Here is a 12712-nt window from a genome sequence, read left to right on the forward strand (position 1 = left end):
GATTGCGCCGCTCCGACGCATAGAAATGTCGGATTCGCTGTCCCGTGCTGCCGTTTCCCACGATATGCGTGGAACAACGACACATGAAATTTCGACAGGGATCGCAAAGATGGCTTTTAAAACCGACATCGAAATCGCCCGTGAGGCCAAGAAAAAGCCGATCATGGAAATCGGCGCCAAGCTTGGCATCGACGCCGAACATTTGCTGCCATACGGTCATGACAAGGCCAAGGTCAGCCAAGAGTTCATCAACTCGGTTCAGGATCGTGAAAACGGCAAGCTGATCCTTGTGACCGCGATCAACCCGACGCCTGCGGGTGAAGGCAAGACCACAACAACCGTTGGTCTGGGTGACGGTCTGAACGCCATCGGCAAAAACGCCATGGTCTGTATCCGCGAAGCCTCGCTTGGGCCGAACTTTGGCATGAAGGGGGGCGCCGCCGGTGGTGGCATGGCGCAGATCGTGCCGATGGAGGAGATGAACCTCCACTTTACCGGGGATTTCCATGCGATCACCTCGGCGCACAACCTGCTGTCAGCGATGATCGACAACCACATCTATTGGGGCAATGAGCTTGAGATCGACGAGCGCCGCGTGACGTGGCGCCGCGTGCTTGACATGAACGACCGCGCACTGCGGGATACCGTGACCTCGCTTGGTGGGGTTGCCAACGGCTTCCCGCGTCAGACCGGGTTTGACATCACCGTGGCGTCTGAAGTGATGGCGATCCTCTGCCTTGCCAAAGATCTGAACGATCTGCAAACCCGTCTGGGTGACATGATCGTCGCTTATCGCCGTGACCGCTCGCCCATTTATGCCCGTGACATCAAGGCCGATGGTGCGATGACCGTGTTGCTGCGCGATGCGATGCAACCGAACCTTGTTCAGACCCTCGAAAACAACCCGGCCTTTGTGCATGGTGGTCCATTCGCCAACATCGCGCATGGTTGTAACTCGGTCACCGCGACAACAACCGCGCTGAAATTGGCCGATTATGTTGTGACCGAAGCGGGCTTTGGGGCCGATCTGGGCGCTGAAAAGTTCATGAATATCAAGTGCCGCAAAGCCGGTCTTGCCCCCGATGTGGTGGTTTTGGTTGCCACCATCCGGGCGATGAAAATGAACGGCGGCGTGGCCAAAGCCGATCTGGGTGCGGAAAACGTGGATGCGGTCAACGAAGGCTGTTCCAACCTTGGGCGTCACATCGGCAACCTCAAGCAATTCGGCGTGCCGGTTGTTGTGGGCATCAACCATTTTGTCACCGACACCGATGCCGAAGTGCAGGCGGTCATCGACTATGTGGAAACCCAAGGCGCAGAAGCGATCCTGTGCCAGCACTGGGAAAAAGGCTCTGAAGGCACCAAGGCGCTTGCCACCCGCGTGGCCGAAATCGCCGATGCAGGCGTGTCGCAATTTGCGCCGCTCTACAAGGACGAGCTGCCATTGTTCGAGAAAATCGAGCGGATCGCGACCTCGATCTATCGGGCGGACGAGGTGATTGCCGACAAGAAAATCCGCGATCAACTGCGCGCCTGGGAAGAGGCCGGGTATGGCCATCTGCCGGTATGTATGGCGAAAACCCAGTATTCCTTTAGCACCGATCCAAATTTGCGCGGCGCGCCCACCGGCCATTCGGTTCCGGTCCGCGAAGTTCGCCTGAGCGCGGGTGCCGGGTTTATCGTTGTCATCTGCGGTGAAATCATGACCATGCCCGGTCTGCCCCGCAAACCAGCGGCGGAAAACATCCGCATCAACGAAGAGGGGCTGGTCGAAGGTCTGTTCTAAAAAGACCGGAACGATTGGATTGCGAACTGTCGCTCGGCGGGGTAGGGCATGGCTGTGAAATCTTTGGATGGACACAGCATGTTAGACCCCGCCGATTGCCCTAATATGGCGAGCCTGCGCACTCAGATTGATGCGCTGGATCGCGACCTGATTAGCCTTTTGAAAAAGCGGATGGGCTATATTGACCGCGCGGTTGAGATCAAGACGGGGGCTGGATTGCCGGCCAATATTCCCGCCCGTGTCGAAGACGTTGTGGCCAAGGTCAAGGCCGCCGCAGTCGAGCAACAGCTTGACCCGGAGTTGGTCGAGGTGCTTTGGCGGCATTTGATTGATTGGTCGATTGCGCGCGAGGCGCAGACGATCAAACTAGACTGAAAGGCAAGCCATGCGCGCTGCACTCATTGACGGAAAATCCATCGCAGCGGACATGCGCGCCGAGGTCGCCAAAGACGCGGCCGCCCTGAGCGACGCGGGCTGGGCCCCCAAGCTTGTCTCGATCAGTGTGGGTGATACCGCCGCGGCCGAACTTTATGTGCGCAACCAGCAACGTAGTGCCAATTCCGCCGGGGTTGAGTTTGAGGCCCGCAGCTATCCCAGCGAAACCTCGCTTGAGCAGATGACCGGGATTTTGCAGGGTTTGAACGCCGATCCGCGCGTCAACGGCATCATCATTCAACGCCCTTTGCCCGAACACATCCCGGTGAAAGTGCTGCAAAAAATGGTGCATCCGCTCAAGGATGTAGAGGGCATGCACCCGGCCTCTATCGGCAACATTGTCTATAACGATCTGGCACTTGGCCCCTGTACGGCCGTTGCGGCAGTTGAGATTTTGAAAACCCTGCCCATGGATATGGAAGGGTTGAACGTCACCGTGATTGGGCACTCTGAGATCGTCGGCAAGCCGATTGCGTTTTTGATGATGGGCCTTGGGGCGACGGTCACCGTGTGCCATCATATGACCCGGTCTGTTGCCATGCATAGCCGCGCCGCAGATGCGGTGTTTGTCGCGGTGGGCAAGCCGGGTCTGGTGACGGGCGATATGCTCAAACCCGGCGCGGCGCTGATCGACATCGGCATCAACCGGATCGAAACGCCCGAAGGTGGGAAAACCGTTGGGGACGCCGATTTTGACAGCTGCGCCGAAGTGGCGGGTTGGATCACGCCGGTGCCCGGCGGTGTCGGCCCGGTGACCGTGGCGACATTGATGAAGAACGCCGTGTTGGCGACCCGTATGCAGATGGAACACTACCGAGACGCCTATGCGCGGACGGATATCTAAAAGGATATGACATGACAGCGACAGTGATCGACGGCAAAGCCTTTGCGGCCAATGTGCGTGGCCAAGTGGCCGAACATGTGACCCGCATTAAAGAAGAAAACGGTATCACCCCCGGTTTGGCGGTGGTTCTGGTTGGCGAAGACCCCGCGAGCCAAGTTTATGTGCGGTCCAAAGGCAAGATGACCGTCGAATGCGGTATGAATTCCTTTGAGCACAAGCTTGATGTGGATACGTCCGAAGAAGACCTGCTTGCGCTTCTTGATAAGCTCAACGCCGACCCGGCGGTGCATGGTATTTTGGTGCAACTGCCTTTGCCCGGTCACTTGAACGAAGATCTGGTGATCAACCGCATTGATCCGGCCAAAGACGTTGATGGGTTCCACATTTCCAACGTTGGCCTTTTGTCGACCGGTCAGAAATCCATGGTGCCTTGCACGCCGCTTGGCTGTTTGATGATGCTGCGTGACCATCACGGCTCTCTGTCTGGTCTAAACGCCGTTGTCGTTGGGCGCTCCAACATTGTGGGCAAGCCGATGGCCAACCTGTTGCTGCGCGATAGCTGTACCGTGACCATCGCGCATTCACGTACCAAAGACATACAAGAGGTTTGCAAACAGGCCGATATCGTTGTCGCTGCCGTGGGTCGCGCCGAAATGGTGACAGGTGATTGGATCAAACCGGGCGCGACGGTGATTGATGTGGGCATCAACCGCATCGACGCCCCTGAGAAGGGCGAAGGTAAAACGCGCCTTGTTGGGGATTGCGATTATGCCAGCTGCGCCGAAGTGGCCGGTGCGATTACGCCGGTTCCCGGTGGGGTCGGCCCGATGACCATCGCCTGTTTGCTGGCCAATACACTGACGGCCTGTTGCCGCGCCAATGGTTTGGCTGAGCCTGAAGGCTTGACTGCGTAACCTATGACAGTCTGGGGCTACCCTATCTTTGTAAGCACAGAGGTGCCGGGCGTTTTGCCCCCAAGGATATAGGTTTGAAGGTTTCGGGCCAGAAAGACTTAGCCCAGAAAGACTTGGGCGCGCCAGCGAACGGCGCGCCTTTTTCAGTGGTTGTAATGGGTTCAGCCGCCAAGGTTCATTGACGAACGCAGGCATTCGGCTACCTTTGCCATAGCCAAAGGGAGGAGCCACCATGCCCCGCGCCAAAACCTATTCAGGCGATGATATCGACATCACTTTCGACATGTCGCGCTGTATCCATGCCCGCAATTGCTTTTTGAAACTGCCACAGGTCTTTGACCCAGCCCGACGGCCTTGGGTTTCGCCCGATGCCGCGCCCGCCGAAGAGATCGCCGCGATGGTGCGGACATGCCCCTCTGGTGCGCTGACATTTTCGCGCAAAGATGGCGGGTTAGAGGAAACACCCGTGGCGATCAACCGGGTGACGGTGCATGAAAATGGGCCGGTGTCGGTGCAAGGTGCGCTTGAGGTTGAAGGTGAAGCGGTGTTACGCGCGACCCTGTGTCGGTGCGGGCATTCCGCCAACAAACCGTTTTGCGACTATGCCCATGTCGAAGCCGCGTTTTCTGCAACCGGAGAACCGCAAAGCGATGCCAACCAAGACCCGATTGAGAACGACGGCAAGCTGATCGCTACGGCGGTGCCGAATGGTCCGCTTAAACTTGATGGGCCGATGGAGATCACCACCGGCACCGGACGTGGCCTTGGCAAAATGCGACGGGCCTTTATCTGCCGATGCGGCGCATCCAAGACCAAGCCCTTTTGCGACGGATCACACAAGGATATTGGGTTCGAGGGCTAGGGTCTGGGTTGATCCCGCGCACGCAAAGGCAAAGGGAGCTGCACGACCTCAGCGACGTGCTTACGTCGCCCTGACAAACACCCGCCCTGACAAACACCCTGACAGACAACATGACAGACGCCAGTCGTGACTTCGGAGAACGAGCCGTGGATCACAGACAGTTTCCTTTGTTGTGGCCGACGAATTAATGGTGCCAGACGCTAAGCCCCGGTCGCGGGTTATTGCACAATGATACGCGACAAGAGCCTGTCTTGGGCAACGGCAAAGCCCGGTGCAAGCTCTTGGTCGATCTGTCCCCAATCGATATCCTGCGCGCGAATATCTGGGAGGCTGTCCTCCAATGCCCCGATGCATGTGATCCGAAACTGTGTCGGAGGATGTGTGGCATCCACCGTATGCAGCGTGGCAAACGCCTCTTGGATCAGTCTGTCTTTGGCGTCAGGATCTGGATTGCGCATGGCGTGGGCCATTGTCTCAAAGAGCGACACTGGATCGCGGCCGTTGTAATGGACCCGCGAGAGGGCATCTTCGGCCAAGGGGGGATAAAATTGACATCTGCAGAGCTGAAGCCATGGCGGGCTTTCCAGCGACCAAAGCCGCATTGATATCCGCCTGATATTCGGCCCGCTGACTGTCCGAAAACACCAGTTTTTCATAGGCAAAGGTCAGGGCACCCACTGCGCCCCCAAACAGGTTTGAGATGATCTGGCCATAGGCCCCCCGGTCATCAATCACCACAAATTCATTTCTACCATGGTCAATCAACTTGGGGGGATCAAACAAGGTGCTCCAGCGGCTCAAGGTCATCATGGCATGGCCGGTTAGCTCTCCTCGGGCGGGATCATTGTTGATCAAATGGGCCACCTCATGAGAGAGAATGGCAAGCCGCTGATCCGGGGTCAAAGCTTGCCAAAGCGGTGCGCCAATGCCGAGCACATGTTGGTCTTTGCCAAAACGGGCCATATAGGCGTTGACCTCGTCAAAGACATGAAGCCCGGTGACCTTAGGGGCCTCCATGCAGCTTGAAATTTGATCCAGCAAACTGAAAAGCGTTGGGCAATCCGTCCGGCCATAGGTTGTGTCGGTGTTTTTGGTTCTGCGAGGAAAGAGATAGAACCCCGCCGCAATAAAAACGACGCCAACCAGCATGGCAAAGACGTTGGGATAACCCAAAACCATGAGCCAACCCCCAATACCCATAGCAAGGGCCGGGCTTGCGAGGATGAGGACAGCAAAAACTTTGGCTGCGGTTTTGATCCGACTTGGTCCTCGAAACGTGCGGTTGGCCATGTCGTGCAAAACGGCATCGCGAATGGAGTGGCCAAATTTCTGATTGAGCCGAGAGATCAGTTTCATTCGCCACACCAAAGAACCAAATACGATAATCTGCCATGGTTTTTGTGTATAACGGTTGGCGTTCTGTGCAAAGCGTTGTGCCTAGGTTTCCAGCCCGATGGGGACCATTGTGCCCGTTAGGGTGGCAATGTGTTTTTCTGTCCCGCCCTTGACGGCAAACACATCTGATGAGGACACAATTTGGCGGCGGCCCGGTTTGATGACCTTGCCGCGTGCAATCAACAGATCACCCATGGCTGGTGACAGCAAATGCACACCAATTTCGGATGTGACCACGGCCTGATCGGTGCCCAAAAGCGTCATGGCGGCGCAACCCGCGGCGGTGTCGCCAAGTGTAAACGTCAAGCCGGCATGGCCAAATCCGTTATGTTGCAAGAAACCCGGCGACAAGGGGGCGGTGATTTCAACCGTCCCTTCGCCGACATGTGTCAGCTTGGCACCAATGGTTTTCATCATGCTCTGCATCGCAAAGCCGCGGCGGATATGGTCTTCTATTGTCATACCATGAGACGAGCATGCCTGAGGGGGCAGGGCAAGACTTCCCCTACGTTGCGGCGCGCGGCATGGCGATTTCGACCTGTGGACTTCCGGTTAAAATGGCACGGGCGTTTGGGGCCATCAGCGCGCAAAGGGCGGCGCTATGGCTGTGCAATCCACCAGTAAAGGCCCCATAGGCGGGGAGAATAATGCGTTGCTGATCCACGAGAAAGCAAGGACGTGTCAGGCTGCGACCGCGCAATGGAATGCGGGCCTTGGGATGGTAGTGCCCCGAGATTTCGGCACGAGGATCGGACGCTGCGATATGACGAAAGGTTAGTGGGCCAATGGTGATCTGCGCCAGATGCGCGCCGCCCAAACGCACCGGGCCGGGGTCATGGTTGCCTTCGATCCAAACCCAATCGCGCCCGGCTTGCAGGTGCGTGATCCAAAGCCGGTCGGCTTTGGGTAGGGCGGTTTCGACGTCGGGGGTGTCAAAACTGTCGCCCAAACACACCACCGAACGTGCCGAGGTGGTCTCTAGATCGGTCTCAAGCTTTTGCAAGGTTTCGCGGGTTTCATAAGGTGGCAGCTGTGCGCCCCCAACCGCAGACAAGCGCGCAGATTTGCCGAAATGAAGGTCCGAGACCACCAAGAGCGCGCGGTCAGGCCAGAACAATGCACCCGAAGCCAACGCCCGCAAGTCTGCCCCGTGAAATGCAAGGGGATGGCCGGTCATGTTTGGCCGTCCGTGATCTGGGCGAGGCCACTGCCCTGCATCAGCCGGTCCAATTCCTCGGCCAACAGACGGTCTTCGGCGGCACCCTTGACCGGAACCTTGCCAATCTCAAGAAACATCGGTGCGGCCAATGGGGTGACGCGGTCTAGCTGAATGTGATCAATGCGCCCCTGCACGCGTTCACACATATCGCGGATACGGGCGAAGTCGACCAAACCGCGCATCGCCTCTTCTGAGGTGATCTGCATCAGCAAATGGTCGGGGTCATATTTCAACAATGTGTCGTACAAAATGTCCGATGACATGGTCGCCTGCCGTCCGGTTTTCCGCTGCCCGCCGATCTGACGTTCGATCAGCCCGGCGATGGTGGCCGAGGCGCGAAAGGTCCGTTTCATCACCGCATTCCCGGCCAGCCAACCGTCTAACCCGGCTGTCAGAGCTTCGAGATCAAAGAGCTGTGCAGGATTTTGCACTGCGTCCAATCCCCAGATCAGCGTGGCATAATCAGTGGCAACAAACCCCATCGGAGCCAGGCCCATGTCCTCCATCCGCTTTGTCAGCAAAAGACCCAATGTTTGCTGGGCATTGCGCCCGGCAAATCCGTAAACCACCATCTGATGCCGCCCATCCTGCGGAAAGGTTTCGATCTGCAATCGCCCCGGTTTGGGCAGATGCGAGATGTCTTGCTGCAGGCGCAACCAATCGGCAGTGTGATCGGGCAGGGCGCTAAAATCCCCGGCCTCAAAATAGCGCAACACCCGCTGTGAGAGCTGGGTCGACGTCGCAAATTTGGTGCCGGAAAACACGGCAACCTTTGGTTTGCGACCGGGGTCGCGGCTGACCTCGACCACCAATTCGCGCAGGCCCTCATAACGCACGATCTGCCCGGCCATCAAAAACGTATCGCCCTTGGTCAATTGCGCGGCAAAGCTTTCTTCGATCTCACCCAGGGCGGCTCCGCGTCCGCGCCATTTCACCTTGAGCAGATCACTGTCTTGGATTGTCCCGATATTCTGCCGGATTCGCGTGGCGGCTCGCGGGTCGCGCAATTGCCATTGCCCGTCGTCCCGCTGCTGCAAGCGTTGCCATTGATCATAGGCCCTGAGCGCATAGCCCCCCGTGGCGCAAAATTCGAGACAGGCGTCAAACTGCACCCGCGTCAGGTCTGCAAACGGACCTGCACTGGACATTTCGGCGAATAGTTCGCTGGCGTCAAAAGGGCCAGAGCAGGCCGCGATCAGGATATGTTGGCACAACACGTCACGCGGGCCCGGGCCGCGCGGATCGCCGTCAAGATCATGCGCGCGAACGGCTTCCAATGCGGCCAGACATTCGATCACCTCAAACCTATTGGCAGGTACAAGCAAAGCTTTGGACGGGGCGTTATAGCGGTGATTGGCGCGGCCAATCCGCTGAACCAGACGTTTGACATTCTTGGGCGCGCCGATCTGGATCACCAGATCAACATCCCCCCAATCAATGCCCAAATCGAGGCTGCCGGTGCATACAATCGCGCGCAAATCGCCGCGTACCATGGCGGCTTCGACTTTGTTGCGCTGGTCACGATCCAGCGATCCATGATGGATTCCGATGGGCAATCCGTCTTCGTTGGCCAGCCAAAGATTGCGAAAAAAGATCTCGGCCTGCGCTCGGGTGTTGTGAAAAATCAGCGTGGTTTTGTGGCGCTTGATCTGCTCCAAAACCGCAGGGATCGCGTGTTTTGCGCCGCCTCCCGACCAAGGCGGGGCCACGTCGGTTTCGAGCATCTGGATGTCGGGATCCGGGCCGGGATCGGCATTGATAATCTCACACGGATCGGGATGCCGGGCCAGAAAACGGGCGATGCCAGCGGGGTCTTCCACCGTCGCCGACAGACCGACGCGGCGCAGATCGGGGCAGAGGGTTTGCAACCGCGCAAGCGCCAACATGAGCTGATCGCCGCGTTTGCTTTCGGCAAGGGCATGGATTTCGTCAACAACAACCCGTTGGAGCCCCTTGAACGTGCGGGCTGCGTCTTCGTAGCTGGTCAACAAGGCCAGCGATTCCGGCGTTGTCAGCAAAATATGCGGACGGTCGGCGCGCTGGCGCCTTTTGCGGCTGGAAGGGGTGTCGCCGGTGCGATCTTCAACGCGGATTTTCAGCCCGGCCTCATCTATCGGAGTTTGCAAGTTGCGCTTGATGTCAGCAGCCAAGGCTTTGAGCGGGCTGACATAAAGCGTGTGCAGGCCGGGGGCCGGATCATGGCACAACTCGGCCAAACTTGGCAAAAACCCCGCCAGTGTTTTGCCCCCGCCCGTCGGAGCCACCAGCATCACAGCAGAGGCTGATGCGCGGTCAAGCATCTGGGCCTGATGCGGGTGCATCTGCCAGTTGCGGCTCTCAAACCAGCGCTGCAAGGGGGCGGGAAGGGTGGTCATACGGCAAAGTTAGCGCAGGTAGAACAAAAGAAAAACACCCAAGGATAATCTTGGGCGTTTCTTTTGTACTGGGGCTTTTCATTGCCGACCAAACCGGGTCAGGTATGTGGACGGGAGGCCATCATGCTACAAGGTATTCGGATCATTGAAATCGAGGCGCTTGGCCCGGCCCCTTTCGCCGGGATGTTGCTGGCGGATTTGGGCGCTGAGGTCACTGTCATCCACCGCAAAACGGCCGCTGGGACACCCGGCAAGTCCGAACGGAATTTGCTTGATCGCGGCAAGCGCTCTATCGCGCTTGATCTGAAAGAGGCAGGTGATCTTGCGGTCGCGCGGGCTCTGATACAAGGGGCCGATGGATTGACCGAAGGCATGCGCCCCGGCGTGATGGAACGTTTGGGTCTTGGCCCGGAAACGGTGCATGCGCTCAACCCGGCATTGGTCTATGGCCGAATGACGGGGTGGGGGCAAGACGGGCCGCGCGCCCTCGAGGCGGGACATGATCTGAACTATCTAAGTCTAAGTGGTGCCTTGTTTTATGGCGGTACGCCGGGGAATGTGCCGGGGGTCCCACCGACCATGTTGGGCGATATTGGCGGCGGGGCGATGTATCTCGCGGTTGGCATGCTGGCCGGTTTGCTGCGGGCCCGCGACACCGGGCGGGGCACAGTTGTCGACGCCGCGATTGTCGATGGGGCGAGCCATATGATGGCGCTCTTGCTGTCGATGGGAGATCAGTTTTCCGGCTCTGCGCGCGGCCAGAGCCTGTTGGATGGGCCGCATTGGTCGCGTTGTTATGCCTGTGCCTGCGGCGGTCATGTGTCGGTGCAATGCCTTGAGCCCAAATTTTACGCGATGTTTTTGGACATGCTTGGGTTGGCCGAAGATCCCGGATTTGCCGAGCAATTTGAGGCAGAGCTATGGCCCGTTCAAACCGCGCGTCTGGCCGGAGTGTTCGCCGGGCAATCCCGCCAGTATTGGGCGGATTTGTTTGCAGGATCAGATGCTTGTGTTGCGCCGGTCCTGTCACCGGACGAAGCGAGCAGCGATCCACATGTGGCGGCGCGTGGGATTTGGACGGCCCAAGGGCCTGCGCCTGCGCCCAGGTTTGGTGATCAAAAGCCTGGCGATCTCAGGCCAAGTCCCGCCCGTGGGCAAGACAGTGAAGAAATCCTAAATGAGTTACATATCAAGGGTTTGCTATGACGAATTCCGAAACATTGGCGGCGCTTTTGCGGTCGCGCGCGTCGTGCCGGGGGTTTTTGCCGGATGCGGTGTCCCCCGACATCATCGACGATGTATTGCGTGATGCGCAGCATGTGCCGTCTTGGTGCAATTCCCAGCCTTGGCGGGTTGAGGCTTGTGGGGCAGAGGAAACAGCGCGTCTTGCGGCGGCGCTCTATGCACATGTTGGACAGGCTGGTCACGCCAGTGATGTCGCGTTTCCAAAGGCTTATGAAAATGAATACCAAGAACGGCGGCGCGAATGTGGTTGGCAATTATACGCGGCGGTGGGTGTCGAAAAAGGTGACCGGGTTGGATCGGCTCAGCAAATGCGCGAAAATTTCCGCCTGTTTGGCGCGCGCCATTTCTTGCTGATCACCACACCCAAGGCGTTGGGGCCCTATGGGGTTTTGGATTGCGGGGCCTTTGTGACGGCGGTTTTGCTTGGGCTTGAAGCGCGCGGATTGGGGGGGATTGCCATGGCCTCGGTGGCTGGGTTTTCACCCTTTATGCGCGAGTGGTTTGACGTTGATGAGGAGCGTGATGTGCTGTGCGGCATTGCGCTGGGTCACCCGGATACGGATCACCCCGCCAATAAGTTTCGCACCACCCGCGCCCCAAAGGACGAGGTGGTGCGCTGGCGTTAAGCCTCTTCGAGACGGTCTGTTGCAGGCGGTGGCGTGGCGCTAAGTGCCGAAATCCGCGCGTATAAATCATCATCCATTGGATAGCGCATGCCGTCGATTGAGGGGCGGAGCTGTTCTGCGGAACGCGCGGATAGGATCGGAACTGGGCGCGATGCGTGATAGGAGACCCAGGCGACAGCCAGGGTGGCAGGATCGCTGCCGACGTCTTCGGCCAGATCAACCAAGGCTTGAGCGCTATCATGCATGTGTGGCTGGCCGTAACGGGCTCCGTAACGCTCGTCCTCGGTTAAGCGACCGGCGCGACCACCAGCGCGACCACCTGCGTATTTCCCAGTCAACAACCCGCCGCCAAGCGGGGAATAGGGCACGGCTAGGATGCCTTCCGAGGCGCACATGGGCAGAATTTCGACCTCGGCCTGACGTTTGACGAGGTTATACATCGGTTGAATCACATCAATCCGGGTGTCGAAACGGGCCGCGACAGCTTGGGCTTTCATCACTTGCCATGCGGCGAAGTTGGACACACCGATGTAACGGATTTTCCCCGAAGTCTGCAGGCCTGCCAGCGTTTCAAAGGTCTCCTCCAGGGGGGTGTCATCGTCGAACCGGTGCAAATAGAGTAGGTCGATCACATCCATGCCAAGCCGTTTTTGGCTTATACCAAAGGTGGTTAGGATGTTGTCGCGTGAACTGCCACCGACATAACCGGCCTTGGTCGCGATGAACAGGGCCTCGCGCTCAGCGGCCGCGCATTGGCCCAGCAGGGTTTCGGAGGCACCGCCCGTATAGACATGGGCGGTGTCAAAATGGCGGATGCCAGCGGCGCGACAGGCATCAAAAAGAGCGCGGCTGGCGGTTTCATCGGCCTTGCCACCAAACTGCATGGTGCCAAAGGCAAAACGGGAGGGGCTTGTGCCCGAGAGAGTGGTGAGCTGTGTCATGGAGAGAGCGTGGCACAAAGACGTGTTTCGTTAAAGCCCTTGGACTAAAGGAGGCTGGACAGGACATATG

Annotated in this window: 13 protein-coding genes; 7 read left to right on the forward strand and 6 right to left on the reverse strand. The window is 58.3% G+C overall.

All coding sequences use genetic code 11. From position 1 onward, the window contains the following. The first annotated feature begins 109 nt into the window (after positions 1-109). The 5 genes from ACRBB0_RS19370 (at position 110) to ACRBB0_RS19390 (ending at position 4841) form a co-directional block, all read left to right on the forward strand. The gene (locus tag ACRBB0_RS19370; protein ID WP_431376110.1) at positions 110-1786 is read left to right on the forward strand and encodes a formate--tetrahydrofolate ligase; all 1677 of its coding nucleotides are present in this window, start codon (positions 110-112) and stop codon (positions 1784-1786) included. 48 nt (positions 1787-1834) lie between these two features. Beyond that, entirely contained in the window at positions 1835-2161 is a 327-nt protein-coding gene (locus ACRBB0_RS19375) for a chorismate mutase (protein ID WP_431376111.1), read from the forward strand. 10 nt (positions 2162-2171) lie between these two features. Then, positions 2172-3065: a bifunctional 5,10-methylenetetrahydrofolate dehydrogenase/5,10-methenyltetrahydrofolate cyclohydrolase gene (locus ACRBB0_RS19380; protein ID WP_431376112.1), complete on the forward strand. Its 894-nt coding sequence runs from the start codon at positions 2172-2174 to the stop codon at positions 3063-3065. 11 nt (positions 3066-3076) lie between these two features. Then, positions 3077-3979: a bifunctional methylenetetrahydrofolate dehydrogenase/methenyltetrahydrofolate cyclohydrolase FolD gene (gene folD, locus ACRBB0_RS19385; RefSeq protein WP_431376113.1), complete on the forward strand. Its 903-nt coding sequence runs from the start codon at positions 3077-3079 to the stop codon at positions 3977-3979. 232 nt (positions 3980-4211) lie between these two features. Continuing rightward, positions 4212-4841, forward strand: a complete 630-nt coding sequence (locus ACRBB0_RS19390; protein ID WP_431376114.1) for a CDGSH iron-sulfur domain-containing protein — start codon at positions 4212-4214, stop codon at positions 4839-4841. Positions 4842-5059: 218 nt separating this feature from the next. On the opposite strand, the gene ACRBB0_RS19395 is transcribed toward ACRBB0_RS19390, so the two are convergent. The 5 genes from ACRBB0_RS19395 to ACRBB0_RS19415 form a co-directional block, all read right to left on the reverse strand. Continuing rightward, positions 5060-5299, reverse strand: coding sequence for a hypothetical protein (locus ACRBB0_RS19395; protein ID WP_431376115.1), 240 nt, complete (start codon positions 5297-5299; stop codon positions 5060-5062). 16 nt (positions 5300-5315) lie between these two features. Then, on the reverse strand, positions 5316-6197 hold the full coding sequence (locus ACRBB0_RS19400) for a M48 family metallopeptidase (protein WP_431376116.1): 882 nt from the start codon (positions 6195-6197) through the stop codon (positions 5316-5318). Positions 6198-6278: 81 nt separating this feature from the next. Continuing rightward, complete coding sequence (locus ACRBB0_RS19405) at positions 6279-6698, reverse strand: PaaI family thioesterase (protein ID WP_431376117.1); 420 nt, start codon at positions 6696-6698, stop codon at positions 6279-6281. Between the two features lie 43 nt (positions 6699-6741). Further along, entirely contained in the window at positions 6742-7413 is a 672-nt protein-coding gene (gene pdeM, locus ACRBB0_RS19410; RefSeq protein WP_431376118.1) for a ligase-associated DNA damage response endonuclease PdeM, read from the reverse strand. After that, complete coding sequence (locus ACRBB0_RS19415; RefSeq protein ID WP_431376119.1) at positions 7410-9830, reverse strand: ligase-associated DNA damage response DEXH box helicase; 2421 nt, start codon at positions 9828-9830, stop codon at positions 7410-7412. Before ACRBB0_RS19415 ends, pdeM begins: the two co-directional genes overlap by 4 nt. Before the next feature lie 123 nt (positions 9831-9953). Between ACRBB0_RS19415 and ACRBB0_RS19420 the strand changes: the two genes are divergently transcribed. Both ACRBB0_RS19420 and ACRBB0_RS19425 read left to right on the forward strand, forming a co-directional pair. Continuing rightward, a complete protein-coding gene (locus ACRBB0_RS19420; protein WP_431376120.1) occupies positions 9954-11036 on the forward strand; it encodes a CaiB/BaiF CoA transferase family protein in 1083 nt (360 codons plus the stop codon). Then, the gene (locus ACRBB0_RS19425) at positions 11033-11701 is read left to right on the forward strand and encodes a nitroreductase (protein ID WP_431376121.1); all 669 of its coding nucleotides are present in this window, start codon (positions 11033-11035) and stop codon (positions 11699-11701) included. The genes ACRBB0_RS19420 and ACRBB0_RS19425 overlap by 4 nt, the downstream gene beginning before the upstream one ends. Here the strand turns inward: ACRBB0_RS19425 and ACRBB0_RS19430 are convergent. Beyond that, positions 11698-12642 (reverse strand): aldo/keto reductase, encoded by a 945-nt coding sequence (locus ACRBB0_RS19430; protein ID WP_431376122.1) that lies wholly within the window; start codon positions 12640-12642, stop codon positions 11698-11700. The genes ACRBB0_RS19425 and ACRBB0_RS19430 overlap by 4 nt on opposite strands. Between the last annotated feature and the right edge of the window lie 70 nt (positions 12643-12712).

Source organism: Pelagimonas sp. (genome assembly GCF_050633425.1).
GTDB lineage: Bacteria > Pseudomonadota > Alphaproteobacteria > Rhodobacterales > Rhodobacteraceae > Pelagimonas.

Excerpts from the sequence above, each read along its gene's own strand:
- ACRBB0_RS19390 (WP_431376114.1), top strand. The coding sequence starts at position 4,212 with ATGCCCCGCGCCAAAACCTATTCAGGCGATGATATCGACATCACTTTC.
- ACRBB0_RS19415 (WP_431376119.1), bottom strand. The coding sequence starts at position 9,830 with ATGACCACCCTTCCCGCCCCCTTGCAGCGCTGGTTTGAGAGCCGCAAC.
- ACRBB0_RS19405 (WP_431376117.1), bottom strand. The coding sequence starts at position 6,698 with ATGACAATAGAAGACCATATCCGCCGCGGCTTTGCGATGCAGAGCATG.
- ACRBB0_RS19400 (WP_431376116.1), bottom strand. The coding sequence starts at position 6,197 with ATGAAACTGATCTCTCGGCTCAATCAGAAATTTGGCCACTCCATTCGC.
- ACRBB0_RS19420 (WP_431376120.1), top strand. The coding sequence starts at position 9,954 with ATGCTACAAGGTATTCGGATCATTGAAATCGAGGCGCTTGGCCCGGCC.
- ACRBB0_RS19430 (WP_431376122.1), bottom strand. The coding sequence starts at position 12,642 with ATGACACAGCTCACCACTCTCTCGGGCACAAGCCCCTCCCGTTTTGCC.
- pdeM (WP_431376118.1), bottom strand. The coding sequence starts at position 7,413 with ATGACCGGCCATCCCCTTGCATTTCACGGGGCAGACTTGCGGGCGTTG.
- ACRBB0_RS19380 (WP_431376112.1), top strand. The coding sequence starts at position 2,172 with ATGCGCGCTGCACTCATTGACGGAAAATCCATCGCAGCGGACATGCGC.
- ACRBB0_RS19370 (WP_431376110.1), top strand. The coding sequence starts at position 110 with ATGGCTTTTAAAACCGACATCGAAATCGCCCGTGAGGCCAAGAAAAAG.
- ACRBB0_RS19425 (WP_431376121.1), top strand. The coding sequence starts at position 11,033 with ATGACGAATTCCGAAACATTGGCGGCGCTTTTGCGGTCGCGCGCGTCG.
- ACRBB0_RS19375 (WP_431376111.1), top strand. The coding sequence starts at position 1,835 with ATGGCTGTGAAATCTTTGGATGGACACAGCATGTTAGACCCCGCCGAT.
- folD (WP_431376113.1), top strand. The coding sequence starts at position 3,077 with ATGACAGCGACAGTGATCGACGGCAAAGCCTTTGCGGCCAATGTGCGT.
- ACRBB0_RS19395 (WP_431376115.1), bottom strand. The coding sequence starts at position 5,299 with ATGCGCAATCCAGATCCTGACGCCAAAGACAGACTGATCCAAGAGGCG.